Below are 24,151 nucleotides of genomic sequence, written 5' to 3' on the forward strand. Positions count from 1 at the left end.
AGTAATTTTGTAGATTAGATATAGCGACAGAAGCCAAAAAACTGTCGCTATAACCAAAAAACAAAAGATTATGGGCTTATTTTCAAATAACCGAAAAGGAAAAGGGTCTCATCCTTTTTTTCATAAAACAGCTAAATCGACAATTCATTTAGCGGCAGAAAACAACAATCAATCCACTGAACATCGGACAACCTCATCTATGCTCTTTGTCAAGCAATATGATATCATGGGCATCTTAAAGGAGATTTTAATGCCGCAGAACCAGAATTAGTTTTTGGCGAAAAATTTATATGATTCAGGAGGTAAGGAAATTTCTTGCCCTACCCCTGCCATGATCTACATCTGGTCAATGCTGTTATACTTGATCTATCGCTTTTCTTGCAACTAAGAAGTTAGTCTACTCTCATAGGTCCTACTCCCTCGCTTTACTGCTCAATACTGTTATACTTGGTTATCACTATTTCTCGCAACTAAAATATTAATCTATCCTTCTAGGCCCTACTCTCTCGCTTTACTGCCCTTAAAAAGAAATTAAAAAAATCATTGAAATTCTAAAAAAGTAAGTTTAATTTAACAATACAAAACATTTATAAAAAAATATTGTCATACGTAAAATAGAAATTAAAGCGGTACTTATTCCAGACACATGAAATACAAACAGATAAACAACAACTCCATTAACCAGATTATGCTTATCATCATTATTTTGCTGATATGCATTTTGATATTTACGAGTCTATTCTACTATCTTCCGGGCTTTTTGGGCGCAATAACATTATATGTCCTCTTTCGAAAAATCAATTTCAAATTGACAGAAGAGAAAAAATGGAACAAATCCGTTGCGAGTATATTGTTAATCCTGCTTACGATTATATTTCTAGTTGGACCATTGTATCTCTTGATCAACTATATGGTTCCGCAAGTGACTGATGCGATCAGCAATAAAAATGAGATTATGGAAAAATTTGATTCCGTTAAAACCTATTTCAAAGATAGCCCATATCTCAGCAACATCGATCTATCCGACACGGCATTGATGGGGGCGCTTCAACGGGCGGCCAAGTTTATCCCCAACATCCTAAATTCCGTCGCTGAGGTAGGCGTAAATGTTTTAGTCGCATTATTTGTGCTGTATTTTATGCTGGTCAGCAGCAAAAAATTAGAACAGGGTATTTACAATGCTATTCCATTTTCCAAAGCAAGTAAAGCTGAGTTGTGGAAAGAATTTGATATGATGGTTAAATCAAATGCCATTGGTATTCCGATACTTGCGATGTGCCAAGGTATTGTCGCGGGCTTAGGCTACTGGTTTTTCGGCTTGGAAAGCCCCATTTTTTTAGGTATTCTGACCGCTGTTGCCACCATAATCCCAATTCTGGGCACGATGGTCGTTTATCTTCCAGCAGCGGTATTTCTCTTAGCAAATGGGCAATCCGGCAACGCGATAGGGTTAGCACTTTATGGTATCATTATCATTGGAAGTATTGATAATATTCTTCGCTTTACAATTTTGAAAAAACTTGGAGATGTCCATCCCTTAATAACCGTTTTTGGGGTACTATTGGGATTAAATCTCTTTGGTATGTTAGGATTGATATTTGGTCCACTTATTCTATCCTGTGTGGGAGTCTTACTCAAGGTATATAGCAATGAATTTGGTCGAAGTACACCAGAAATTATACAATCTACGACGTTGATAGACCCCAATAGTCCCAGCAACACCACAGATACAATGGAATAGCATAAAATTTGGAGACATATTGCAGTGGGAAGCATCAAAGATGATAACCAGTAAACTGTCATAACTTGAGTTTGGACACTGCATAATCCCATTTTTTTTATAGTTTTGGTTCTTCAATGGCGTCGTTGTGGAATGATCGATCTTCAGCTCAAGCTGAACGGTATAAATATATTCTGCTAGCGCCCCTGAAAAAGAATAACAAATCACTAAAACTGGTTTAAAATCAAAGGTAGTCTATGAACAAAAAAATAATCTTAGGAGTAACTGCTGTACTCGCGGCGGGCATGCTTTATTCATGTAACAACAAGGGCAATCAAAAGACAGCCGGTACGGAAAGTAGTACCGCAGAAAATACAGCTGAAAATCATGACCATGCGGGTCACGACCACGCTGGTCATGATCATGCGCAAGCTGCCCCTACCCAGTCTTCTGGTCCGGCTGCAATTCTTCCTAATTTCACTTTTTACCAACTTCGATCCGGCATACGTGTCAGCAATGAGAATCTAGCTAAAGATAAGAATACTGTCTTCATCTTATTTGATCCGGGATGTAGCCATTGTCAGCATGAAGCAACTGAACTCGAAAAAAATATTGATCGCATAAAAGATGTCAATATTTTCTATATTTCTATGAATGATCCGGCATTGGTATTAGGATTCTTCGATAGCTTCGCACCAAAGCTATCTAAATCTTCCAATGTGGAAGTCTTGATTGACAAAGATCAAACCTTTATCCAAAACATACATGTTCCTTCACAGTTCCCAGCAAATTATGTCTACGGTGCTGATGGAAAACTAAAAGCACATTGGGAAGGTGAGAAAAATATCAATGAGGCGATAAGCCAATTTCATAAATAAGCTGAAATGCTCAATATAGCGATAAACGGATTTGGACGCATCGGAAGAAACACATTACGTAATATTTTTCTTCGCGATGCTTTTGATCAATTGCAGGTGGTCGCCATCAATGATTTGGCTGACACCAAGACTTTGGCCCATTTATTCAAGTATGATTCGGTGCATGGACCCTTCGCTGGTACGGTCACACACGATGAACATCATATTATCGTGAATGGCCATTCTATTTTGGTTACCAATGAAAGAGATCCGGCCCTACTACCCTGGAAATCCTTGCATATTGATGTTGTTGTTGAATCAACGGGGCATTTTACGAACCGTGAAAAAGCAACGCTTCATCTAACAGCGGGTGCGAAAAAAGTTATTATCTCAGCTCCGCCAACAGACAAAGATATTGCAACAGTCGTGTTGGGGATCAACGATAATGCTGTCGATCTCTCGGCTTCGATCCTGTCGAATGCTTCCTGCACAACCAACAACGTCGCCCCATTGGTCAAAATATTAGATGACAATTGGGGGATAAAAGACGGATATATCACCACGGTTCACTCCATGACGGGAGATCAAAACCTGCATGATGCACCACATAAAGATCTGCGACGGGCACGTGCCGCCTCTTCGGCTATCATACCGACAACGACAGGTGCTGCCAAAGCAATTACCAATGTCTTTCCACATCTACAGAATAAGTTGGGAGGAGCAGGTATACGTGTTCCTGTGCTGAATGGTTCGCTAACAGATTTTACCTGTACGTTAGAAAAAGAAACAACGGTTGAAGAAATCAACAAAGCTTTTAAAGCTGCAGCGGAAAACGAATTAAAGCAGGTATTGTTTTATACGGAAGACCCAATCGTTTCTGTTGATATTATCAACAACCCCTATTCTTGTGTTTTCGATGCACAATTGACTTCAGTAGTGGGTGGATTAGTGAAAGTTGTGGGTTGGTATGACAATGAATTTGGTTATTCCAATCGTTTGGTGGACCTTCTGATTAAGATTGACCAGCTGGTTTAAGCTAGGCAGCTGAAAATAAAGAAAGCCCGTATCCTAAAAATACGGGCTTTCTCTTTTAAACTTTTACAGGCCTATTTACAAGGTATCAGCACTTTAGACCAGGCGCAGATAAAGTACGAGAAAAGCACCTTTCGTTTTGTTTAATATCAGTCAATAGCTGCTATCCTAAGCATGGATATTTCGAGTGATCAGTACCCCTAGGTGTACCGTCTGTCACCTAGCGTACCCGCTGATTACATGCCCTGTTGCTGGGGTTATACTGGTATATTAGTATTACATCTGTGTAACATCTGTACTGGAGTAAGGCAGTTGAAGGGACTTGAGCGGACTTGAAGGGACTTGAGGCGACTTTATAGTTCCCGTTCTACCCCCAAGCCGAAAAGCGCAAAATCATATTTTACCGGATCGTTGGGATCCAATAGACGAAGGTTGCCCGTTAACTCTTGTGCGGTCTTCCAGTTGACCTTTTCCAAGGTAATCAGTCCAAATTTTCGCGCTACACGTTCGACATGCACATCACAAGGACAGATCAGGTCTTTTGGTGACAAGCGGTTCCAAATCCCAAAATCTACCCCTTTATTATCCTTTCGGACCATCCAGCGTAAAAACATATTGATACGTTTGACAGTAGATTTTTGGGCTGGGCTACTGATATGTTTACGCGTCCGGTGCGGATAGTCCGGAAGCGAAAAGAAATAGGTTTTAAATGCATTCAGCGCTTGCTCCAAATCCACCTCTTTTACGGTCTCCTGCCCTACCAAAAAAGCATCTTCTAAAGACGCAAAGTGGCTATAGTGGTACCGAAAAAAAGCAACGAAATAAAGAATATCCGTATCATTGAATGTTCGGTGCTTAAAACCAAGCAGGCTTTTGAGGTCCTGATCGGTATGGTTCATGATATAATCATAAGGCGCGCCGTCCATTCTTGCGATCAATTCATTACATTTATTGATGATGGTTTTACGTTGTCCCCAAGCCATTATAGACGCTAGGAACCCGGTAATCTCGATATCATTCTTACTTGAAAATTGATGTGGAATGGATATGGGATCATTGGGAATAAAATTAGGTTGATTATATTCATCAACCTTTTTATCCAAAAAATCTTTTAAATTAAAATCTACTGCCATGGTCTTTGTTTATCGTCCTGTCTGTAGTATCCCTTTACAGATATTTGCGATCAATCCCGGACCTTCATAAATAAATCCGGTATAGACCTGAATAAGACTAGCACCGGCATCAAGTTTTTCAATAGCATCTTTGGCAGAATGAATACCACCTACGCCAATGATCGGAAATGCTTTGTTGGATTTTTCGCTGAGGTAGCGGATCACTTCAGTTGAACGCTTGGTCAACGGGCGTCCACTCACCCCTCCGGCCTCTTGTGTCAAATCCTGCTGACTCTTTAAACCTTCTCTTGAGATTGTGGTATTGGTCGCGATAACTCCCGCTATCTGTGTCTCCATAACGATCTCAACAATATCATCCAATTGACTATCTGTTAGATCAGGTGCGATCTTGAGCAGAATTGGCTTGGGAGCCGGTTTTGTTTTATTCAGATCCTGTAGTGTATTTAATATATTTTTTAACGGTTCCTTTTCCTGCAAATCCCTTAAGCCAGGTGTATTTGGCGAACTGACATTGACAACAAAGTAATCTACATCATCAAAGAGTGCATTGAAGCAATAAATATAGTCGTTTACCGCTTCTTCGTTTGGTGTCACTTTATTCTTTCCAATGTTACCACCGATCAGAAGTCCTTTTCGATCTTTTAGGTTTTTTAATCGGGTTGCAGCGACGTCTGCGCCCTGATTATTGAACCCCATGCGGTTGATCAGTGCTTCATCCGGTACAAGACGAAACATACGTGGTTTATCATTCCCCGGTTGTGGTTTTGGAGTGACGGTTCCGATTTCAATAAAACCAAAACCTAAATTAGTCATGTCAGAGATATATTCGGCATTTTTATCGAAGCCTGCCGCTAGGCCTACTGGATTTTTAAACTTCAGTCCAAATACCTCACGTTCCAAGCGAGGATCTTCTACTGTAAAAATAGCATTCAATAATTGCTTGGCACCCCAAATTTTTGAGAAGACATTCAATCCGCTGGTCACTTTATGGTGAGCCATCTCCGGATTCATTGTAAAGAATATAGGTTTGACTAATTTATACATAATCGCAAAGTTAGTCAAACAAGAAGAAATATTCATTACTTTTGTACTTTTGCATTTGAAATGATATCAATAAATAATTTAACATTTGAAATAGGATCCCGAGCGTTGTATGATGAGGCAAACTGGCACATCAAACCAGGTGATAAAGTAGGTTTAATTGGTGCCAATGGAGCCGGAAAATCGACCTTATTGCGTTTGATCGTTGGACAATATGCCCCAACTTCGGGAACAATTTCCATGGCAAAAGATCTAAAGATCGGTTACCTAAACCAGGACTTATTATCTTACCATTCGGACAAGAGCATTCTATACGTTGCTATGGAAGCGTTCGAACGCCAAAATCAGCTACATGCCGAAATCGAAGACTTACTTGCGAAATTAGAAACAGATTATTCGGACGATATTCTCAATAAACTAAGCGATAGACAACTGGAATTTGAAGCGCTGGATGGCTATAATCTTGAATTCAAAGCGCATGAGATCCTTGCAGGTCTAGGTTTTTCGGAAGAAGAGCAAAAAAGGCCACTGGCGACATTCTCTGGGGGCTGGCGTATGCGTGTGATGCTTGCGAAAATTTTATTGCAGACACCGGATATTCTATTATTGGATGAGCCGACCAACCACATGGACTTACCTTCCATCAAGTGGCTTGAGAATTACCTACAGGCTTTTGATGGAGCAATCGTCATTGTATCGCACGATAGGTACTTTCTGGACCGCATCATCAAAAAGACGGTGGAGTCGCGCAAAGGAAAATTAACACTTTATGCAGGTAATTATAGCTTTTACCTGGAAGAAAAGGAGTTGAGAAACGAACTACAGGCCAACCAGTTCAAAAATCAGCAGGCTAAGATCAAACAGGAAGAACGACTTATCGAGCGTTTCCGCGCCAAAGCATCCAAAGCTAAAATGGCACAATCCCGGATTAAAGCTTTGGATCGAATGGAGAGAGTTGAGGATGTCGATGACGATAATCCAACGGTCAACTTTAGCTTTAAGTTTTCAAAACCTTCTGGCCGTCATGTGGTGACATTAGACAATATTTCTAAATCCTATCCGAACCTAGAGATATTAAAAAACACTTCTGCGATTATTGAAAAAGGTGATAAGATCGCTTTGATCGGTGCGAACGGAAAAGGTAAGTCTACCCTACTCCGTATTGTGGCGGGCACAGATACTCAGTTTGAGGGAAAAGCAGAACATGGACACAATGTGTCGCAAACGTTCTTTGCACAGCATCAGCTGGAAGCGCTCCATCTCGAAAACTCGATCTTGGCCGAACTACAGGCCTTTGCGCCAAAACATACGGAGACTGAATTACGTTCGATATTGGGTTGTTTCCTATTTACGGGCGATGATGCATTCAAGAAAATTAAAGTGTTGTCTGGAGGTGAAAAATCCCGTGTAGCCCTTGCTAAGGCGCTGACCGCAGACGCCAATTTCTTGGCGCTCGATGAGCCTACCAATCACTTGGATATGCAATCGGTTAATATTTTGATTCAGGCCCTACAACAGTTCGAGGGAACATGTATTGTTGTATCCCACGACCGTTATTTCTTGGATCACGTGGCCAACAAAATTTGGTATATCGAGGACAAGGAGATCAAAGAATATCCGGGTACCTATCAGGAATATGAAGAATGGGCAGCTAAGCGTATTGTAAAAACAGAGGCAAAACCGGAGAAAAAAGTCAAAGAAGAGCCAAAGGTTAAAAAAGAGAAACAAGCGCCATCTGAAGACCGGACACGATTACTGAGCAAAAAGAATAAAGAGCTTGCTGCGTTGGAGAAAAAAGTGGAAGAACAGGAAATATTGGTCAAAGATTTAGAATTGAAACTGGCTGATGAAGCTGTATATTCGGATGCGACTAAGTTACAGGAAACTACGCGCGCATACAATTCTGCTAAGGCCCAATTAACCCAGTATCAAGAGCAATGGGAGCAATTGGCCGAGGAAATTATGGAATTGGAAAATGATTAATTTTTTTGGCTTAAAATCAGCTTTTTAAGCAAACAGCTACGATTTTAAGCCAAAAAAATTTGCAGGAATAGGATTAAAGCCCTACTTTTGCATCACTTCAAACAAGGAACGGTAGTTCAAAAAAGAAGTACGATTCCGTAGCTCAGCTGGTAGAGCAATACACTTTTAATGTATGGGTCCTGGGTTCGAATCCCAGCGGGATCACAAGAGAAAAGCTAATCGAAAGATTAGCTTTTTTTGTTTTAACAAAATCAGGATTCGAAAGAAGTGTCGCCCGGGTTCGATCCATTCGAGGCTCAGGAGGGCTTGCGGGAACCGTGGGACTGAGCCGTAGCCTGGCCCCCTTTTTTCTTTCTAAATCGTGCGTATACTAAAACGACCACCAATGTAACGATCAGCGCAAAACCAAAATCCCGCAAAAAATCCCATATGCGAAATGATATTGCATACCCTGTTTGTCCGGTAATGAGACTCATGCCATGTATTTTTGAATAAAAGGTCTCGGGGAATCCAAACCTTATATCGTCGATGTCATTATCATAAGAGACCAGTGTAATAAGCCCAAACATGAGCGGCGCAAGCCAGAGATAAGTAAGTATAATTTTTCTGCGTGTCATAATATTTATTAGTAGGTATTTTACTGGATATCATTTTTAATCCTAAATTACCCGGATACTGACTTTGCCCATCTTATTGAATACTTCTTTCTACAATCCTTGTCATGTTAATCATCAAACAGTTTTATACGGAGGCTATTTTTGCAATCACATAATAAACGGCTTGTAAGACAGGGCACGATCTACAATCTCTTCCGGCGATAAGCCTTCGTACTCTTTGCTAAAGATATAATCTGCTGCATTGGGATCAGGCACATTTTCCAGGAAGAGGTCTAACATATCGTCGTCTTCCTGTTCCGTCTTACCTTCTGCATTGCTGATTTTTTCTACCAAATCAATCAATTCTTGTCTGCTTAGGTTTTTCATATAAAAATCTATTTAAAAGGTCAAAACTCCCATCCTATTTGTGTTGCCATTTGCTGAAAGGCCCTATCCTCCGCTTCGGTTGGAAAGACCGCGTAGACCTTTTTTAAAGATCTAATATCTTTCAATTTTATAAATTCCGAAAGTTCCATTCGTGTCGGTTCGGTAATCTTCAGCTCCTCCAATTGTTTGAATTGCAATATGTTTTCCAGGTCGTCAAACTGTTTGACAGCTACCAGATGAAGCGATCTGAGTCTCAAGGGATCATCCATTTTTGGCAGGTTGGTTAATTTGCTGGTGTGTCCTATTTGCAAGGATTGCAGGCCTTTTAGTGAAGCAATAAAATCAAAGGAATCTATACCTTTAGCTTTACCTATCGTTAGCATTTTTAGCCGGGGAAAGATCGAGGCCAGAAGTTCAGGACTCTTTAACGTACTCGTTATTATTAGTTCTTCCACACCGTAATTTAATGGCACCGCCTTAAGATCAAGCGCAGAGACCCTTATGCGCCGCAGATGGGCAAGATCATTTACAAATGCAATCTGCTTTGCTCCTGACAACCCAAATTCCAATTCCAGCTCCTCTATCCCGGTCGCATTTTTTAACGGTCCTAAATCTATATCTTTTTTATAATTCCCATCCAGGCGAAAGGAAACGAGCTTTGTCAAACCCTCCAATAAATTTAAATCTTGTAAGGCAACGGAACCAAAGGCAAGAATGGTTAAATGATTAATTTCGCCTAAAGGTCTTATGATCTCCAGGTTACTGTATTTTCCTTCGCTTGCACTTGTCGCAGGATCAACGATTAATACAATTCGTATCTCACTGTTTGCCTGCAAGAGCTTTTTGATAGCGTGTAATTTTTCACTCTCGATAGACGCCTCTATGGAGATTACAGAAACTTTTACCGCTTGGACTTTAAGCAAGTCTTCGGTACTATAGCGTTCCACTTTTATAACCATTGTTTCCAGGATAAAATATTATATTTTCATTCTAATGCCAATTCAGGAATGCGTTCTTAAAAGATAAGCCTTCAGTTTATAATTCCTCCAAAAAAGGCTATCCATCTGCATATGGATATATAAATTCCTCTTTTTTACAGCACCTATATTCTGCAAATTCAGTGCCACGGAGCCTGGTATTACGACTGTCCTTTCTATCAGTGGAAAAACAGGCATAATTCATTAAAAAATGATTTCATCGGCATTCTTTCAAATGTTACTTAATTATAAAGTTCTTTTAAAAGTTGCTTCTTTCTTTTCCCAAGTGCAAAAAGCATCGCAACTTGAAATACAGCGCGGAGTTTACTAGGCATAATAATTGCATAAAAACTAGAAAAAACCAAACGACAATTATGAGCATTAAATTACAGACCAGGTTCACAATCTGCCTCCTATTTCTATCAACCATAGTTGCTACTCCGGTTTTATCCCAGGTAAAAGTACCCGGCGTTATTGCTCCTGAGGAAAATATAAAAAGATTACCTTCCCGGTTAATCATAGACCCAATTATGATGGAGTATTTTGAAGCTCCGATAAATACAAAGCAAATAGAATCTAATGTCATAGAATACCTACCGGGCAAAGTAATTAAGGACAATTATATCATTTCCGTCCTTGCCGATAAGGATTCGCATAGCATCGTTGAAATTTCTAAACCTGCTAGCAGAAAAGGTAGTAATGCGAGCAAGAAAATATACGAATACAATGAACCAAAAAGATTATTGGGCCTGAAATATTATAAGGACAATAATGGTAACTGGGAACTGCAACAGGAAGACATTTACACTTACCCCGGCATGGGTGGCAACAGGGCTTTACCGATGCGGAAAACTCAGAAGATAACCGAAAATGATACGATTGTAATATCGCAGCCACAAGAGGAAACCTATGTATATGATAGCCACATGAACCTGATCGAGTATACAACAGATGGACAAACCTATAAGAACCAATACAACGAACAGCACAACCTTGATTCAAGTAAAATAACTTCAAACGATGGAAAGTGGAAGCTTTTGGAGTATAAATATCAATATGAAAATGGTCTTTGGATTAAAAAGGAAGAATATGAAACCACCGCCAATCAGTCCCGCTTTCTAAAAAAGAGCATTGAACGAAAACTCACTTTTTAATATTAAGCTGGCCTGATCATTCAAATGGCATTGAAGTAAAACCCCTTGCCCGCAATGTCTATTCATGAATATTTTCAAAAACGCTTTTGAGAATCTGCCGATTTACCAATACTTGCTTATTTATCGGATTGCAATTTGCTGGCATACTGCCCCATAATGCTCCATATTTTTTCGAACCCTGTCATCATATTTTTATTAACACCATTGAGCCCTTCCATTTCCGTATTGGCAATGAACAGCATGCCATAGCCTTTGGCAGGATTAAAGAACAAGAACGCAGTAACACCACCATCACTACCGCTATGACCAACGATGCCACTTTTTTTTATGGCATAAAATACGCCGATGTTTGGCTCTGCAGGGTTTAAATTTTCTGGCTTATAGGAATCTGAAAAAGCCGGCTGCAGCATCTTGGCATAACTTTCAGGTTTAAGGATTTCCCCTTTCCCGTGCTGCCCGGCAATTACCTCTTTCAGAAAAAGACTAAGCTCATGACATGAAGTTGTAAGTCCACCATCGGGATAGGTTACGGAACTATATTTGGGATAGCTTTTTTTGTCGCCGTTATATAAGGCGGATAGCTTAGTCTGGTCTGCATTAGCAGTAGACCAGGTGGCATCTGTCATCTGTAGTGGAAGCAGAATATGCTTTTGGGTGTATTCTGCAAAGGACATACCCGATTTGAGTTCGATCAGCCAGGCAGCTAAATCCGATCCGATATTTGAATATTCGTACCTTTTACCTGGTGCCTGTTTATTAAAGTTTTTGTTGGAATAGTAAGAGCCAGCAGTGCTTAAATAATCCTGTAAGAAAGCAGCCAAAGTAGTGTCTTTCCCTTCGGCGCCATATCCCTTCGATTTGAGCAGCCTGTAAATTGGATTATCCTCATTAACCGGTGTATTATACAGGTATGTCTTTTTGTACGTATCAGCATGATCAGTAATTCCAGAAGTATGTGTAACCAGATGTCTCAAAGTAATTGGTACCTCGGGGGTGTAAGGATGTTGTAATTTAAAAGGTAATATACTGTTGATCTCCATATCAAGAGTAAACAGGCCCTGTTCTATGGCTTTCATTACCGACATTCCAATAAACAGCTTACTTACTGATGCAATGGGCTGTACGGTGGTGGTTGTATAAGGAGTTTTCTTTTCCAGATCAGCGAAGCCAAAGGCATTTTCATATAAAATACTATCGCTGTTTACAATGGCAACACTGAAGCCTGGAAAGTCATTTTGTTTATATGCCGTAGTAAGTGCAGCTGTCAGGGATTCTGCAGCCGTTTGAGCTTTAATTTGACTAGCGCAGAAGATAAACAACAAAAGGAGGATATTTCTAAAGACGCTTCGCACTTTGTTTGAGCACTCCGCTCCATGGTGAAAAATAATCTTTGCTGACATAATATGAAATTATAAAACAATGTACATATATTGATTTATATTTCAATGTGCTATAATTGTTTATTCAAAATTTTGCGTGGCAATTTTAGCTTTCCATTGTAGCAATCACCCTACGCCTCTCCGATCAGGCTTTATCGGCATCCTTCCGCATTTGATGATATCTTATGACGGATTCATATTTTCAGTATATTTACCTTTGGGTTCGGTAAAATAATAACTCATGTATAACTCTTTAATCGAATATATCAATTCGCGGGTCTCCAGACCGTTGGAAGCAAGTGAAATTAACATTCTCAAAAATAATTTTGTACCGCATAAACTCAGAAAGCGACAGATCTTTTTACAGGAAGGTGATGTAAGTAACCATATTGGATTTCTGGTCAAAGGCTCCATGAAAAAATACAGTACAGATACCAAGGGTACCGAACACATAATGAGCCTCTATATTGAAGGCTGGTGGGTCGTCGATCGCGAGAGTTTTTCAAAACTCACTCCTTCTTCCTTCAATATTGAGGCCTGTGAAGCTACTGATTTACTGATCTTAACCAAGAAAGCCGCAGAAGAAGTATTCTCCCTTCCTATCATGAGTGAACTCATACGCCAGTTGGATGAAAATTATTCTTTTGCCAGTCAAAAAAGAATCAATGCTGCCATAAGTATGACAGCTGAAGAACGCTATAATATGCTTATTGATAACTATCCTGAATTTGTGCAGCGATTTCCACAACGCATGATTGCATCGTATTTAGGTATTACGCAAGAAACCATTAGCAGAATCCGTTCTAGAGCAGTCAAAAAATAATCAGGATTGATTTACCATAGGAATTACCTTTGTCCCTATTAATTCAATGGCTTTGAATATATCTTCTTTGCTAAGTCCTGGATTGTCCATCTGAAACGTAAATCTTGATATACCACCCAACGCCTCACTATGTCGTAAAATCTTTTCGGCAACTTCCTCAGGGTTACCAATAACGTACGCACCTGTGGGGTCGGCCTGGGCCTCAAACATTTCTCGTGTAGGCGTAGACCATCCTCTCTCTTTGCCGATCTTACCCATCATTTCCTGGTATCCTGGAAAGTAAATATTCTTTGCTTTCATTGTTGTATCCGCTACAAAGCCTAATGAATGTAGCCCTACTTTAAGTTTCTCCCTCGCATGTCCTGCTTTTTCTCCGGCCTCATAATATAAGTCTATCAACGGACGAAAACGGTGGGTTTCACCTCCAATAACGGCCACCATCAATGGAAGACCCAATACTCCGGCGCGTATAAAAGATTGCGGAGTTCCTCCTACCCCTATCCAAACAGGCAACTGCTCCTGCACTGGCCTTGGATAGATGGCTTGTTGCTTTAGCTCTGGGCGGAATTTTCCCTTCCAGGTTATAGTTTCATTATCACGGATTTCAAGAAGCAATTTAATCTTCTCTTCAAAAAGTGCATCATAATCTTGGGTATTGAACCCAAATAAAGGAAATGAATCAATAAATGATCCTCTTCCGGCTACAATCTCAGCCCGGCCTTTGGAAATAATATCCAATGTTGCATATTCCTGAAATACCCTAACAGGATCTGCCGCACTGAGTACAGTAACCGCACTCGTTAGACGAATATGCTGAGTTCTGGCTGCCGCTGCCGCCAATATTACCGCCGGAGACTCATCCAAAAACTCCTTTCGATGATGCTCTCCAAGTCCAAAAACATGTAATCCAGCCTGATCCGCAAACGCTATCTTTGACAACAAAGCTTCCATAGCCATCATATTTTCCTCAGGACGCAACCCGTCATTATATGCACCGGTGGCAATAAAACTATCTATTCCTATTTCCATGATTATTCATTTAGTTTTGTAGACCTTCCATTATTGAAAAGCTAACCAAATTTCTATTTTTTTGATGGTTCATAACGATGATCTATGTCAAAAAGAATGCCGACAAATCATAAAAAATATCTTCTATCTCCGTAAAAAAGACGCAGGCTCATAATCCACATCCTATTCCTCGTTTGGTATTCAATTAAGACATTTATAACAGGCGGCCTCGATTCCTATTGGATTAGCCCATGAAGTATTTTTATGATTTTTTCTTCCGAAAGCTACAAAACACAAAATTTTGTATACTGTCCGATGGGGTCCGATGATCCACAATCTGGCAATTGATCTTATCAAAATAAACGTTAAACGGATTGACCAAACTTGTTTCCGAATACTGTTTGATCTCAATACCACTACATTTTTTGGGACCTTGTTCTGAAAAGGTACCGATGACCAAAATACCATCTGGGTTTATATTTTCTTTTACCGTTTCTACATAACTTGCAATATCGTCTTCATCTGTCAAAAAATGAAAAGCGGCACGGTCATGCCAGAAATCATAGCTTTCAGTAGGCATAAAATGAGCGATATCCGCTACAATCCATTTTACCTTATTAGCCCTATCGCCCAACCGTTGTTTTGCCCTGTCAATGGCCTTTGCGGAAATATCCAGTACCGTAATATCTTCATATCCCAGGTCTAACAGATGATCCACCAACATACTGTCGCCACCACCGATATCAATGATTTTCGCAAAGGTAGGTACATTAAACGTACTTAAATAATCCAAAGACGTTTGAGGTATTTGCTGGTACCAGCTTGTCTCATTAAGTGCTTTGGTTTGATAAATATTTTCCCAGTGATTTTTACGATTGAATGTTTCCATCAGTATTTTTTGTGTTATGAATTTATTAAAATTTGTAAGCTATTGCCTGCATCCTATACCAGTTATGCACCCTCCTAGTAAAAAAGATAATAGTTAATATAAATAAAACGTCCTATATTTTATCAATTTTTATGCTCAGAATTAGTGTAAAGTCACATAAAAAAGCCAGCGGTTTCACAACAGCTGGCAACTGAAAAGTTAGGTACTCAACCTAATAGTATAAATGATACTCCAATTTACTCCAAAAAATGATCGATGAAAGATTAAAATCAATCCACTTGCGATTAATTTCAACTTATTTTAGATTTTAAATAGATAACCGCTATAAATGGCGGCGAACTATTCTAAAATTGATGAGATAGTGTAAAAAAGTAATTATTAATGATTTTCATAATAGATTTAATAATCCACGATATTTTACGAAGCTAAATGTATCTAATTTAGGGAGTATGAAAAGAGGACAGTTTATTAAATCGCTTTCGGCATTTGCATTTTCCACGCCATTGATATGGAGTATAGCTTGTAGCAAGGATAAGGGCGAGCCATCAGATATCCGCCCTGAGGACGGATGTCTATCGACCCCAGCAGAAACAGCTGGTCCATTTCCAACCAAGACACCTAACTCCTTTATTCGATCCGATATCAGAAAAAAAGACGGGTTTGGTACGCATATGAACGCTGAAATTAAAATTCAGAATTTGCAGAAAAATTGTATTCCAATGGAGAATGCTGTGGTCGATATATGGCATTGTGATATCAATGGCGACTATTCTCAGTATGGCAGCGGAGATAATGACAATTGGTTCCGTGGACGACAAATAACGGATAAGGATGGTAAAGTTAATTTTGACACCATATTTCCCGGCTGGTATCCGGGGAGAGCCGTGCATATCCATGTACATATTTATGACCGAACCGGAAATTCATTGTTGATTACGCAAATCGCTTTTCAAGACAACCTTGCGGCCTCCGTGTACACGAATGGCCGTCAATTTGGATATCAGGGCCTATCAGGCTATACATACAATAATGCCGACAGTATTTTTCGAGACGGAGCGGGAAGTCAGGTCGCTAGTGTGACAGGAAGTCTAGAAACCGGATTCAAACTGACAATTACACTGAACGTATAAAACCAATTATAAAATAAAATGGAACAAAGCAATATTCGCATGATAATCCAAAACATGGAGCTTCCCGACGACTTCGGTAAACGTGTACTATACTACAGAGAAGCATGTAATGAAAATCAGATCAATACGTCATGTATAATGAAAGAAATTACACAGAACGATGGAATTTACAATATCCATGCGGCTAAAGATGGTTATTGCCTGATTATCCCCTTGGAGGGGGATATAGCTGTACCTTATTCCAATAAAAATACAGTTGTAAGAATTAGCCAAATGTATCGTACAAGTATGATCGCAGGAGATACTTTTGCAGTTGAAAACGCTAACAAGGATCTCTTGTCGTTTTCATTTATCTATATTTACTTTGAGACTGAGCACACAAAAACAGGTAGCCAGATCGTCGACCTTCCGATGATAGGTTGGCACAATAATCTAAATACTATTAATTCAGGGCGACAGGATGATTTACCATTTTGCTTACGCATCGGAATACTACCCACAAAATACGCGTCGGTTTTACCATGCGACCAAAGGTTCAGGCTCCACGTATGTCATCTCATTGAGGGCAGTTGCGAACTTGGCGGCCGTTTACTTTTCAAAGGAGATAGCCTTGAAATCATAGGAAGAGAGAACCTTGAAATAGAAGGTATTGCCGGAATTTCAATCATGCTTTTAATAGAATTTGATCGTTTTTAACCATTCCTTTTATTGGCTTTTTTTCTCGCTAATAAATGGACTCACACATATTTCTCTTAGCGAGCCAAAACCGAAAAATCGGCATTTATGATTGCCTATTATTTTCTTGATACTTTCAATAACCCAATGAAAATCAAAAATATGCCCGGATATATATAGGTATGCGGTATTTCGGCTAAAAAAAGATAGGCAAAGCTAATGGCAAAAACAGGTTCCAATAATAAAATGTTGGACAACAGCACTGGCGGTGTTTTTTTGGAAGCATAGGCAAAACCGAAAGTTGGAACAGCGGTCGAAAAAAAACCGAGTGCAAAAATGCTTAATATATTAAGCGTAATAAGGTCTTTTGATGGGAAGCTTGAGCGGTCAAACAGCATGAGGTATAGGAATACGAGAATACCAAAAAAACAGGTACCCAAAGTTACACTTAAGCTATTTACCTGTTTTTTTCTGCGATCCTGCGTATTGGAAATAATGACAAAGACAGCAAATAATAAAGCCGCTGTTAATGCAAGAATATCTCCCAATAAAGACCTAGAAGAGATGTCTATTTGCATAGTGATTTTAGGAAGCATTATAATAATAACACCTAAAATTGCAATAATGGTACCCCACAGTTCATTTCTTGATGTCCCCTCTCCTTTCAATCGCTTGAATAATATCACAAAAAAAGGCGAAATACTTATCAATAACGTTACTTCACCGATACTCGCCAACATAAAAGCCATTGTACCTAAAAAATACGTCAGGAATAAAACCAGACTTAAAATGATTGTAACTCGACTTGTGAAAAATTCCACAAAAACTTGTTTGGTTTTTCCCTGAAATAATAAAACAAGAAACAAAACAATAAAAGTTATGAAAAATCGAATTGAAATAATCAATAAAGGCGATTGAAGAGATGAAAGTCTTATAAAGATACCTACCATTCCCCACCCTAATACGGAGATCAGCGCACTTATTAATGGTGTATTTCTATGTATTGTCATTTTTGCACTTGTGGATTTGTGGACTGTTAATTACACTTGCTTGTGTTGGGCTATGGTACTAAAAATAGTATTATTTCTTGAACATTTGCTATGATTCATGATACTTCCATGCTAAGTTTTACAATAGTCTGTATTGACGAGAATAACAGCACAATGGTGCTTTGAGCGTCCATCAATCAAATAATCGCAATTGCGCATGTCCCAAGTTGCAGGAAATTAAGCGAAGCGGTCGGTCCGATCCGATTATTTTCATTTTTGTATATTTAGAAGTAATTTAAAAAGCAACCATCATTTGGAAAATATAATAAACCATTTTGAAAAGTATCTTCCTCTTAATGATGAGGAAAAACAGGCTTTGATGAGTCGTGTTACAGAAAGGAAAATCAAACGCAGGCAATTCTTGTTGCAAGAAGGAGATGTATGTAAGTACTTTACTTATGTGCAAAGTGGCTGTTTTAAAATGTATGGTGTGGATGATAAGGGTGTTGAACACAATCTTGTGTTTGCAGCAGAAGATGACTGGATCTCGGATATTGGTAGCTTACACAAAGAACTTCCTTCTAAGTTGTTCATAGAAGCAATCGAACCGTCTGTCGTATTACAGATATCTAAAGGAGATCTATGGTACTTGTACAGCAACCACCCAAAGTTTGACCGGAACTTCCGTGTCATCATGGAAGATAAATATATTGAACTTCAAAATCGCTTATTGCAGGCTTTTAGTTCCACCGCACTCGATCGATATGATCGTTTCATTACCCAATATCCACATTTAGCCAATAGGTTACCAAATACCCAAATTGCCTCTTATCTAGGCGTAACCCCCGAATTTCTGAGTAAAATAAAGAATGACAGATTTAAAAAATAGCTTTACCCTTAAACTATATTAAGGGTATTTCTTAACTTATCTTATAAGCTTGGCTGAATTGTTTATCACAACTTTGTATTGTCAATAAAGGCAAACAACATTTAAAACATACAGTAATGCACTCAACAAGTCAAAAAACAAAAGTCGCCATTATCGGTTTAGGAAATATTGGTAGAGCAATTGCCTCCAATCTTGTAAAAGGCAGCCATCCCGTTATTATTTCATCACGCGAAATCAATAAAGCGCAAAGTTTTGCTTCTGAATTAGGCATTCTAGCGACAGCCGAAGAAACAGCTAAAGCAATAAAAGATGCCGATATAATCATTCCGACCATCTACTTTGACAAAATCAAGGATTTTTTAAGCCAATATGCATCAGAATTAAAGGGGAAAATAATTATTGATGTTTCCAATCCCATTGCTCCTGACGGTCAGGGAGGCTTCAAAAAAATTATTGACAAAGACATCTCTGCGGGTCAAGTCTTGTTGGATCTCACCCCAAAAGAAACACATTTTGTAAAAGCATTCGGTACATTGGGAGCCAGCTCTTTGTCAGAAGCTGCGTTTACGGAGCCTCATAGAAAGGTCCTTTTCTACGCCTCGGACAGCACAAACAGCAATAAACAAGTAGAGGAACTTATTACCGATAGTGGTTTTCAACCATTACACATCGGTGGTATCAATCAGTCTATCCGTATCGAGGTATTCGGCGATCTACATGAATTTGGTGCATTGGGTAAAACCGTAACGCTTGAAGAAGCCAAGAAGACCCTCAACGGACAAAATAACTAAAATAACTCCTTTATCCGCCTAAGAACATTTCGTCACATGTATCAATAGCCACAACATGAGAAAAGCTAATCTTACGATTAGCTTTTCTTAATGAGTAAGTTCACCCACTTTCTTTTGCGTGATCTAGTCAATAGGCTATTCGTTGTGTAAAGAAAGCGATACTGCAACAGATCAATATGCAGGATTATTTTAAACTACATTCCAATTTTTATTTACTGTTATCTGAGGATTGCTTTGCAGGGCTTCGTCTACTAGATTTAGTACTTTAAGAACATTTCCGCTCAAACGAAAACGGTATGTTTCTTGTGCTGTTTGAATTTTCACTGTAGCACTGTACCCTCTGTAATGTGTTTGTGAGACATGAATGTTTGTTATATTCTTAAAAGCAATGGTCGTTTGCTGCAGGTTTGTAAAAAAACGAACCGCATCTTCTTTTACAATATAAGGTGGCATAAATTTTTCATAAAAAGGAGCTTTGTCGTTGTTTTTTACTAGCTTTTCCATGTCTTTTTCAGAAAGTGTAATGATAAACTGCCGATAATTATCAATATATTTTTTAATAAAAAGAATACCTGGAATTACCAATAAGAGCAAACAGCCAAAAAGTCCGAATGTGTAAAGATAACTATCGTTTACCCTTGCATTATAACGATCTTCACCCAAAAGTGTCCTGCCATAAGATTCCGTTTCCATCATAGTACCAATAAAAAAAATGATGGGAAGAATTATGATTATTGATAACATAATGCCGATAATTATCCGACCACGACGTTGTAGTTCATTTATGAAAAAATTATTCATTGCCTTTTTGATTATATTTCAACGTTTTCATTATACTGCAAACGTAGTCTCTATTTGAATATTCACTATTTTTTAAACGGAGTGTCTAAACCAAAAAATCCATACGGACTTCCCTCATGGTCTAGCAACAATCAAATTCTGCTTAAATGTAAGTTATTTCTTATTACTGATAATTAAAATTTAATATTCGAATGTCCCAGTTTACAATTCGTATTAATGAAATATTTATTTGCACTGTTTACTTCTATTGGAGGCCGATGACAAGAGTACCACAGCAATAATTGAGAAAAAAACACAAAAACTAACGATCATATTTTATAAAATCCGTTCTATTTCATAAATTAAGAACCATCAAATAGCTAGTTTTTAACAGAATAAATATTTTCATATGGATTTTTTATCACTTGAACCCTTTATCCCTTCTGGCAAAGATTTTCAAAAATCAAAGCTATTGTTCCAAGAGCTTGGTTTTTCAATAGCATGGGAAGAGGAAAATCTTATCGGTTTTCAAAATGGAAATTGCAAATTCATATTACAGCAATATGATAATGAAACATTCGCTCAAAATTTAATGCTAGTGGTTAAGATTGAAAATATGAATACCTTTTGGAGTGAGATAACCCAAAAAAAACTTTCAGAAAAGTTTGGCATCCCGGAAATTGGACTACCAGTAAAACAACCATATGGTATAGAGGTCAACATTATTGACATTGCTGGAGTTTGCTGGCATTTTATTGAAGAGCAAATTTAAAATAAAGAAGAAAGATCGACTAGAAAGGTAAAAAAGATCGAACATAAGACAGATAGCTGTTACAATTGCATTGCATAAGCTATTTTTCACTAAAATGAAAGCGATTTTTATTAAATTTGAACTTATACGTTAACGATGATGTTGAGCCAGTCGGAAATATTAAAACATTTGGAATCCCTTCAGCAGCTGAATGATGAAGAACGCCTCGAATTGTCCAAAATATGCAAACCGCTATTTTTGTCCAAAAAGACCAAACTCGTGGAAACGGATGACCGATTTGATTCCGTCTTTGTGCTCACGACGGGTCTATTACGTTGGTATTTCTATTCGGATGATGGTACCGAAAATAATGTTTTCTTCTCCTCGGAAGCAGATCATGCCTTTATTGCCAGTATCCCTGAGTATTATGCTGACCAACGGGAAACAAAATACACCATCGAAGCTGTTGTAGATACACAGTTACTGCTATTTCCGAAAGAGTTATTTGAAGATTTGGCTTTCCAACATAGAGGGATTTTCCAGTTCTATGTCAAATCCTTAAAAATTATTATTGATACCTTGCGTATCCGTACAGAGCAGCTGTGTAGCGATTCTCCAAGCGCCCGCTATGAGGTTTTCCTAGAAAACCGTTCGTACATCACCAGGAACACAAATCGTAAGCATATCGCTAATTTCTTGGGTATTACACCTAATTCTTTGTCCAGATTAACAGCCCGTATACAAAAAAAACGGCCACCAAAAAACTAACTTAAGAATACTTTTTTAGCCTGTATTCGTTCTAATTTTGCTTCGTCAAAAAAGCTGTAAAACAGCCATTTGTACAGATAGTATGATTTAAAACGAAAACAAAATGAACAAATTTATTGTAAGAATAGGTGTCTTAAGCTTATTCGCACTTTTAGACACGAATGCAGTACATGCCCAATCTCAGGAAGCAGAAAAGGTTGGCCTGTACATCACCCAAGAAATGTCATTTTTAAATATGACAACAACGCAAGCCCAACAGGTTTATCAAATAAACCTTCAGGCAGCCAATGCTGTAGAAAACTTACGCCAAAATAGCAATGTTCAACAAATAGGCACTGCGGAGAACATCGAAGGTTTTACAGATATCCTAAAACAAAGAAACCTAGCTGTACAGGAAATTCTATCACCGGTACAATTTCAACTCTTTAAGGAAAACAAAATAATAAGAGCTGCAACTTTTAGAACTATTGTCATGGCTAAAATGTTGGATTTAACCCAAGATCAGCTCGATCCAGTTTTTGAGATCAATCAAACAGTAGTAAAAAATGTAAGAGAAGACCTAGACATATACTTTTCTGCGGATAATAATCGGGGTAAAAGAAATGCAAAACGTAAACTGCATAAAGCACTAAAGAAAACGGACAAAGCATTTGACAACGTCTTAAGCCCGCAGCAAACTACGATTTACCATGAAAATGTTGATCTTTTGCGAAATGTACTTCGCGAAGAATATGGAACTAAAGACTCGTTTTAAATCATGTTTTCATGATGCTCGGCTTTATCTTAATTGATATTGCCGAGATTTTTATCACCAAATTTATTTTATCATGCAAAAATTATTCGCAACAATTTGCTTATTGCTGTTGTGCCGCGTTTCGCATGCCGCTACGGGCGGTGCCGAAGACACGATCGCAGATGTAGCATCATGGCTTATCATATTTATCTTACCTATCGCTGGAATTTTTCTGTTTTGGAAAGTACATATTTATCCTGAAAAAATAGCGGAGGAGAAAAATCATCCACAGCTAAGTGCCATAAAAAGTATGTGTTTACTTTCATTGATATTCGGTGGTCTTCTCTGGCCAGTTGCTTTGATATGGGCAAACTACGACTACAAAAAAGATAAAGTGCCTACTCCAAATTTAGGCGAATCGGACTCTTCTTCAGGTGGAGAAAACTTACCTATTGAAGAAAAGAAATAAATTCTATAAGAAATACAGAATCATCTAGAACAAAAAATTATGTTAGAATTACTAATAGGAATATATGCTGGTATTTGCTGGCTTCTCATTAAAAAACTAAAACTAATCCCTTGGAATTTCAATACGCAAGTTGTTGTATACTCGTTACCTATTTTTGGGTCTATTGCACTGATATTGAGTCTCAACTATTTTTGTCCCATTACATCAGACGTAAAAGTCGGTAACCGCAGTGTCGATATTACAACTCAAACCTTGGGGAAGGTCAAAAAAGTATATGTAAAAACAAACCAGGAGGTGAAAAAAGGAGATACACTATTTACGATAGATCCAGTACCCTACGAGCAAGAGATAAAATCATTGGAGGCTCAGCTTAGCAATATGAAATCTACCGTTTCCTCCTACACTTCGGATATCGATGCTTCTCGCAAAAACATTTTGAGCTTGCAATCCCAACTTGATTTGAGCAATAAAAGAATAAAGCAATATCAGGAACTTGTAGCTGCCGGTGCTGCCAACAGATTTGACCTGGAACAAGCTATCGCAACATCGCAGGATCTGCAATCGCGAATTAGTGCTGCTCAGGCACAAAAAACATCGTTGGAAGCCAAATATCATTCGACTCATAACGGCGAAAATGCGTCTATTGCAGAACTAAGAGCTAAATTGGATCAGGCAAAATGGAATCTTTCCCAAACAGTAGTTTTAGCGCCTACCGATGGTCTGATTCCGAATGTACAGCTGAATGAAGGAGCCATGATGGCGCCTTTTAAATCTGCTTTCGTGCTGATTCAAAAACAACAATCTATTATCGCCTTCTTCTCTCAAAATGAGTTGGAAACAGTAAAAGAGGGAAATGAAGTAGAGCTTGCTTTAAAAACAGCTCCAGGGAAAGTGGTCAAAGCCAAATTGGAATATGTGGTTGATGCAACCAGTCAGGGTATTATGAACAATGCCGGTGGAATGCTTGGTGGTAATGCCACAACTTCAGGAATTCCTGAAACAGCGCGACAAGTACCTGAAACGGATGGAAAGCTCATCGCAAAATTTGTATTGGATGAAAACGAGCAACCGCTAACTGTCGGTGCTAGAGGAACGGCTGTCATTTATTCCGACCATATCAAACCCTTACATCTTATCCGTAAAGTAATGGTGCGTGTGAGCAGCAAAATCAATTACTTAATTCCAAAACTGCATTAA

26 protein-coding genes and 1 tRNA gene are annotated in these 24,151 nt (G+C 38.6%); 17 read left to right on the forward strand and 10 right to left on the reverse strand.

The genetic code is table 11. From position 1 onward, the window contains the following. Positions 1 to 70: 70 nt before the first annotated feature. The 4 genes from DFQ12_RS05475 (at position 71) to gap (ending at position 3,612) form a co-directional block, all read left to right on the forward strand. Complete coding sequence (locus tag DFQ12_RS05475; protein ID WP_120257976.1) at positions 71 to 271, forward strand: hypothetical protein; 201 nt, start codon at positions 71 to 73, stop codon at positions 269 to 271. A 375-nt stretch (positions 272 to 646) separates the two neighbouring features. After that, positions 647 to 1,741, forward strand: a complete 1,095-nt coding sequence (locus DFQ12_RS05485; protein WP_120257977.1) for an AI-2E family transporter — start codon at positions 647 to 649, stop codon at positions 1,739 to 1,741. Positions 1,742 to 1,977: 236 nt separating this feature from the next. Beyond that, the gene (locus tag DFQ12_RS05490; RefSeq protein ID WP_120257978.1) at positions 1,978 to 2,598 is read left to right on the forward strand and encodes a TlpA family protein disulfide reductase; all 621 of its coding nucleotides are present in this window, start codon (positions 1,978 to 1,980) and stop codon (positions 2,596 to 2,598) included. A 6-nt stretch (positions 2,599 to 2,604) separates the two neighbouring features. Beyond that, positions 2,605 to 3,612 (forward strand): type I glyceraldehyde-3-phosphate dehydrogenase, encoded by a 1,008-nt coding sequence (gap, locus tag DFQ12_RS05495; protein WP_120257979.1) that lies wholly within the window; start codon positions 2,605 to 2,607, stop codon positions 3,610 to 3,612. Between the two features lie 350 nt (positions 3,613 to 3,962). Here the strand turns inward: gap and DFQ12_RS05500 are convergent, their stop codons facing one another. After that, positions 3,963 to 4,742, reverse strand: a complete 780-nt coding sequence (locus DFQ12_RS05500; RefSeq protein WP_120257980.1) for a TIGR02757 family protein — start codon at positions 4,740 to 4,742, stop codon at positions 3,963 to 3,965. A 9-nt stretch (positions 4,743 to 4,751) separates the two neighbouring features. Then, positions 4,752 to 5,786: a quinone-dependent dihydroorotate dehydrogenase gene (locus DFQ12_RS05505; protein ID WP_120257981.1), complete on the reverse strand. Its 1,035-nt coding sequence runs from the start codon at positions 5,784 to 5,786 to the stop codon at positions 4,752 to 4,754. Between the two features lie 60 nt (positions 5,787 to 5,846). Here DFQ12_RS05505 and DFQ12_RS05510 point away from each other — a divergent pair, with 60 nt between their 5' ends. Both DFQ12_RS05510 and DFQ12_RS05515 read left to right on the forward strand, forming a co-directional pair. Beyond that, positions 5,847 to 7,766 (forward strand): ABC-F family ATP-binding cassette domain-containing protein, encoded by a 1,920-nt coding sequence (locus tag DFQ12_RS05510; protein ID WP_120257982.1) that lies wholly within the window; start codon positions 5,847 to 5,849, stop codon positions 7,764 to 7,766. A gap of 131 nt (positions 7,767 to 7,897) precedes the next feature. After that, positions 7,898 to 7,970 (forward strand) — tRNA-Lys (locus DFQ12_RS05515). 92 nt (positions 7,971 to 8,062) lie between these two features. On the opposite strand, the gene DFQ12_RS05520 is transcribed toward DFQ12_RS05515, so the two are convergent. From DFQ12_RS05520 to DFQ12_RS05530, 3 genes are all read right to left on the reverse strand, one after another. Then, entirely contained in the window at positions 8,063 to 8,383 is a 321-nt protein-coding gene (locus DFQ12_RS05520; RefSeq protein ID WP_147420333.1) for a hypothetical protein, read from the reverse strand. Positions 8,384 to 8,530: 147 nt separating this feature from the next. Further along, positions 8,531 to 8,749 (reverse strand): bacteriocin immunity protein, encoded by a 219-nt coding sequence (locus DFQ12_RS05525; protein WP_120257984.1) that lies wholly within the window; start codon positions 8,747 to 8,749, stop codon positions 8,531 to 8,533. A 20-nt stretch (positions 8,750 to 8,769) separates the two neighbouring features. Continuing rightward, complete coding sequence (locus DFQ12_RS05530) at positions 8,770 to 9,708, reverse strand: leucine-rich repeat domain-containing protein (protein WP_120257985.1); 939 nt, start codon at positions 9,706 to 9,708, stop codon at positions 8,770 to 8,772. A gap of 392 nt (positions 9,709 to 10,100) precedes the next feature. Here DFQ12_RS05530 and DFQ12_RS05535 point away from each other — a divergent pair, with 392 nt between their 5' ends. After that, positions 10,101 to 10,880: a hypothetical protein gene (locus DFQ12_RS05535; protein ID WP_120257986.1), complete on the forward strand. Its 780-nt coding sequence runs from the start codon at positions 10,101 to 10,103 to the stop codon at positions 10,878 to 10,880. Between the two features lie 116 nt (positions 10,881 to 10,996). Here the strand turns inward: DFQ12_RS05535 and DFQ12_RS05540 are convergent, their stop codons facing one another. Further along, positions 10,997 to 12,280 carry a serine hydrolase domain-containing protein gene (locus DFQ12_RS05540; protein WP_120257987.1) on the reverse strand — a complete coding sequence of 428 codons (1,284 nt, stop codon included), beginning with the start codon at positions 12,278 to 12,280 and terminating at the stop codon, positions 10,997 to 10,999. Between the two features lie 220 nt (positions 12,281 to 12,500). Here DFQ12_RS05540 and DFQ12_RS05545 point away from each other — a divergent pair, with 220 nt between their 5' ends. Continuing rightward, positions 12,501 to 13,082 (forward strand): Crp/Fnr family transcriptional regulator, encoded by a 582-nt coding sequence (locus tag DFQ12_RS05545; RefSeq protein WP_120257988.1) that lies wholly within the window; start codon positions 12,501 to 12,503, stop codon positions 13,080 to 13,082. On the opposite strand, the gene DFQ12_RS05550 is transcribed toward DFQ12_RS05545, so the two are convergent. Together DFQ12_RS05550 and DFQ12_RS05555 are read right to left on the reverse strand one after the other, a co-directional pair. After that, entirely contained in the window at positions 13,083 to 14,111 is a 1,029-nt protein-coding gene (locus DFQ12_RS05550) for an LLM class flavin-dependent oxidoreductase (RefSeq protein ID WP_120257989.1), read from the reverse strand. It lies immediately after the preceding gene. A 241-nt stretch (positions 14,112 to 14,352) separates the two neighbouring features. After that, positions 14,353 to 14,979, reverse strand: a complete 627-nt coding sequence (locus DFQ12_RS05555; RefSeq protein ID WP_120257990.1) for a class I SAM-dependent methyltransferase — start codon at positions 14,977 to 14,979, stop codon at positions 14,353 to 14,355. Positions 14,980 to 15,428: 449 nt separating this feature from the next. Here DFQ12_RS05555 and DFQ12_RS05560 point away from each other — a divergent pair, with 449 nt between their 5' ends. Further along, positions 15,429 to 16,109: a dioxygenase family protein gene (locus tag DFQ12_RS05560; RefSeq protein WP_120257991.1), complete on the forward strand. Its 681-nt coding sequence runs from the start codon at positions 15,429 to 15,431 to the stop codon at positions 16,107 to 16,109. A 39-nt stretch (positions 16,110 to 16,148) separates the two neighbouring features. After that, positions 16,149 to 16,805, forward strand: coding sequence for a hypothetical protein (locus tag DFQ12_RS05565; RefSeq protein WP_147420334.1), 657 nt, complete (start codon positions 16,149 to 16,151; stop codon positions 16,803 to 16,805). Positions 16,806 to 16,903: 98 nt separating this feature from the next. On the opposite strand, the gene DFQ12_RS05570 is transcribed toward DFQ12_RS05565, so the two are convergent. Further along, on the reverse strand, positions 16,904 to 17,794 hold the full coding sequence (locus DFQ12_RS05570) for a DMT family transporter (RefSeq protein WP_120257993.1): 891 nt from the start codon (positions 17,792 to 17,794) through the stop codon (positions 16,904 to 16,906). A 292-nt stretch (positions 17,795 to 18,086) separates the two neighbouring features. Between DFQ12_RS05570 and DFQ12_RS05575 the strand changes: the two genes are divergently transcribed. Beyond that, positions 18,087 to 18,662: a Crp/Fnr family transcriptional regulator gene (locus DFQ12_RS05575; protein WP_244211684.1), complete on the forward strand. Its 576-nt coding sequence runs from the start codon at positions 18,087 to 18,089 to the stop codon at positions 18,660 to 18,662. Between the two features lie 77 nt (positions 18,663 to 18,739). Further along, positions 18,740 to 19,453, forward strand: a complete 714-nt coding sequence (locus DFQ12_RS05580) for an NADPH-dependent F420 reductase (protein WP_279634405.1) — start codon at positions 18,740 to 18,742, stop codon at positions 19,451 to 19,453. Between the two features lie 189 nt (positions 19,454 to 19,642). Here the strand turns inward: DFQ12_RS05580 and DFQ12_RS05585 are convergent, their stop codons facing one another. Beyond that, complete coding sequence (locus tag DFQ12_RS05585; RefSeq protein WP_147420335.1) at positions 19,643 to 20,254, reverse strand: hypothetical protein; 612 nt, start codon at positions 20,252 to 20,254, stop codon at positions 19,643 to 19,645. 388 nt (positions 20,255 to 20,642) lie between these two features. On the opposite strand from DFQ12_RS05585, the gene DFQ12_RS05590 reads away from it, so the two are divergent. The 5 genes from DFQ12_RS05590 to DFQ12_RS05610 all read left to right on the forward strand — a co-directional run bounded on the left by DFQ12_RS05590 (position 20,643) and on the right by DFQ12_RS05610 (position 24,151). Continuing rightward, positions 20,643 to 21,005 (forward strand): VOC family protein, encoded by a 363-nt coding sequence (locus tag DFQ12_RS05590; RefSeq protein WP_120257996.1) that lies wholly within the window; start codon positions 20,643 to 20,645, stop codon positions 21,003 to 21,005. Positions 21,006 to 21,140: 135 nt separating this feature from the next. After that, complete coding sequence (locus DFQ12_RS05595) at positions 21,141 to 21,752, forward strand: Crp/Fnr family transcriptional regulator (protein ID WP_208642442.1); 612 nt, start codon at positions 21,141 to 21,143, stop codon at positions 21,750 to 21,752. A gap of 103 nt (positions 21,753 to 21,855) precedes the next feature. Next, on the forward strand, positions 21,856 to 22,506 hold the full coding sequence (locus tag DFQ12_RS05600) for a hypothetical protein (RefSeq protein ID WP_120257997.1): 651 nt from the start codon (positions 21,856 to 21,858) through the stop codon (positions 22,504 to 22,506). A 73-nt stretch (positions 22,507 to 22,579) separates the two neighbouring features. Next, positions 22,580 to 22,954: a DUF3302 domain-containing protein gene (locus DFQ12_RS05605; RefSeq protein WP_120257998.1), complete on the forward strand. Its 375-nt coding sequence runs from the start codon at positions 22,580 to 22,582 to the stop codon at positions 22,952 to 22,954. 39 nt (positions 22,955 to 22,993) lie between these two features. Next, complete coding sequence (locus DFQ12_RS05610; protein ID WP_120257999.1) at positions 22,994 to 24,151, forward strand: HlyD family secretion protein; 1,158 nt, start codon at positions 22,994 to 22,996, stop codon at positions 24,149 to 24,151.

The organism is Sphingobacterium detergens (assembly GCF_003610355.1).
In the GTDB taxonomy this organism is placed as follows: domain Bacteria; phylum Bacteroidota; class Bacteroidia; order Sphingobacteriales; family Sphingobacteriaceae; genus Sphingobacterium; species Sphingobacterium detergens.

Bases quoted from the DNA above. Each gene is read 5' to 3' on its own strand.
- DFQ12_RS05475 (WP_120257976.1), top strand. From the start codon at position 71: ATGGGCTTATTTTCAAATAACCGAAAAGGAAAAGGGTCTCATCCTTTT.
- DFQ12_RS05485 (WP_120257977.1), top strand. From the start codon at position 647: ATGAAATACAAACAGATAAACAACAACTCCATTAACCAGATTATGCTT.
- DFQ12_RS05490 (WP_120257978.1), top strand. From the start codon at position 1,978: ATGAACAAAAAAATAATCTTAGGAGTAACTGCTGTACTCGCGGCGGGC.
- gap (WP_120257979.1), top strand. From the start codon at position 2,605: ATGCTCAATATAGCGATAAACGGATTTGGACGCATCGGAAGAAACACA.
- DFQ12_RS05500 (WP_120257980.1), bottom strand. From the start codon at position 4,742: ATGGCAGTAGATTTTAATTTAAAAGATTTTTTGGATAAAAAGGTTGAT.
- DFQ12_RS05505 (WP_120257981.1), bottom strand. From the start codon at position 5,786: ATGTATAAATTAGTCAAACCTATATTCTTTACAATGAATCCGGAGATG.
- DFQ12_RS05510 (WP_120257982.1), top strand. From the start codon at position 5,847: ATGATATCAATAAATAATTTAACATTTGAAATAGGATCCCGAGCGTTG.
- DFQ12_RS05520 (WP_147420333.1), bottom strand. From the start codon at position 8,383: ATGACACGCAGAAAAATTATACTTACTTATCTCTGGCTTGCGCCGCTC.
- DFQ12_RS05525 (WP_120257984.1), bottom strand. From the start codon at position 8,749: ATGAAAAACCTAAGCAGACAAGAATTGATTGATTTGGTAGAAAAAATC.
- DFQ12_RS05530 (WP_120257985.1), bottom strand. From the start codon at position 9,708: ATGGTTATAAAAGTGGAACGCTATAGTACCGAAGACTTGCTTAAAGTC.
- DFQ12_RS05535 (WP_120257986.1), top strand. From the start codon at position 10,101: ATGAGCATTAAATTACAGACCAGGTTCACAATCTGCCTCCTATTTCTA.
- DFQ12_RS05540 (WP_120257987.1), bottom strand. From the start codon at position 12,280: ATGTCAGCAAAGATTATTTTTCACCATGGAGCGGAGTGCTCAAACAAA.
- DFQ12_RS05545 (WP_120257988.1), top strand. From the start codon at position 12,501: ATGTATAACTCTTTAATCGAATATATCAATTCGCGGGTCTCCAGACCG.
- DFQ12_RS05550 (WP_120257989.1), bottom strand. From the start codon at position 14,111: ATGGAAATAGGAATAGATAGTTTTATTGCCACCGGTGCATATAATGAC.
- DFQ12_RS05555 (WP_120257990.1), bottom strand. From the start codon at position 14,979: ATGGAAACATTCAATCGTAAAAATCACTGGGAAAATATTTATCAAACC.
- DFQ12_RS05560 (WP_120257991.1), top strand. From the start codon at position 15,429: ATGAAAAGAGGACAGTTTATTAAATCGCTTTCGGCATTTGCATTTTCC.
- DFQ12_RS05565 (WP_147420334.1), top strand. From the start codon at position 16,149: ATGATAATCCAAAACATGGAGCTTCCCGACGACTTCGGTAAACGTGTA.
- DFQ12_RS05570 (WP_120257993.1), bottom strand. From the start codon at position 17,794: ATGACAATACATAGAAATACACCATTAATAAGTGCGCTGATCTCCGTA.
- DFQ12_RS05585 (WP_147420335.1), bottom strand. From the start codon at position 20,254: ATGAATAATTTTTTCATAAATGAACTACAACGTCGTGGTCGGATAATT.
- DFQ12_RS05590 (WP_120257996.1), top strand. From the start codon at position 20,643: ATGGATTTTTTATCACTTGAACCCTTTATCCCTTCTGGCAAAGATTTT.
- DFQ12_RS05595 (WP_208642442.1), top strand. From the start codon at position 21,141: ATGATGTTGAGCCAGTCGGAAATATTAAAACATTTGGAATCCCTTCAG.
- DFQ12_RS05600 (WP_120257997.1), top strand. From the start codon at position 21,856: ATGAACAAATTTATTGTAAGAATAGGTGTCTTAAGCTTATTCGCACTT.
- DFQ12_RS05605 (WP_120257998.1), top strand. From the start codon at position 22,580: ATGCAAAAATTATTCGCAACAATTTGCTTATTGCTGTTGTGCCGCGTT.
- DFQ12_RS05610 (WP_120257999.1), top strand. From the start codon at position 22,994: ATGTTAGAATTACTAATAGGAATATATGCTGGTATTTGCTGGCTTCTC.